Source organism: Anaerophaga thermohalophila DSM 12881 (genome assembly GCF_000191885.1).
GTDB classification, from domain to species: Bacteria; Bacteroidota; Bacteroidia; order Bacteroidales; family Marinilabiliaceae; genus Anaerophaga; species Anaerophaga thermohalophila.
On record NZ_AEWI01000184.1, the window covers coordinates 1 to 557 of the forward strand.

Here is a 557-nt window from a genome sequence, read left to right on the forward strand (position 1 = left end):
TACGAAGTGTGACAATTTAAACAAATCGCGCGGTGGACGTACCCCCTTTAGGGGGCCAGGGGGTGTGCGAGGGGAAGTGAATAAAAAACCACATTCAACCCAAAATTTCAACTCATGCCTATAGACGATCAAGTCAACATGTTCTTTAATGCAAAACCTGCCATTTTTGAAAAAGCCAAAGATTTAAGAAAGAACATGACACCGGCTGAACTAAAACTGTGGGAGCATATTAAAGACAATAAAATTTTAGGATTAAGATTCCGACGCCAGCATCCAATAGGCATTTTCATAGCTGATTTCTACTGTCATAAAATCAAGTTGGTAATTGAACTGGACGGCCGGATTCACAATAATCCTGAAAATAAAGGATACGATGAAAACCGAACAGCTGAACTTGAGCGATTAGGTATTAAAGTAATCCGTTTTAAAAATGAAGAAGTATTGGAAAATGTTGAAGAAGTGATTTCCAAATTAAATAAGGCTTGTGGGGATTTGTTAAAGTAGGATTCTTCCCCCTTCTCTTCACCCCTCTAACTCCCCTAAAGGGGAGAACCGGC

General features: G+C 39.7%; 1 protein-coding gene. It reads left to right on the forward strand.

What is annotated here, in order from left to right:
* Positions 1-114: 114 nt before the first annotated feature.
* A complete protein-coding gene (locus tag ATH1_RS0117515; RefSeq protein WP_010424885.1) occupies positions 115-504 on the forward strand; it encodes an endonuclease domain-containing protein in 390 nt (129 codons plus the stop codon).
* Positions 505-557 lie beyond the last annotated feature (53 nt).

Bases quoted from the DNA above. Each gene is read 5' to 3' on its own strand.
- ATH1_RS0117515 (WP_010424885.1), top strand. From the start codon at position 115: ATGCCTATAGACGATCAAGTCAACATGTTCTTTAATGCAAAACCTGCC.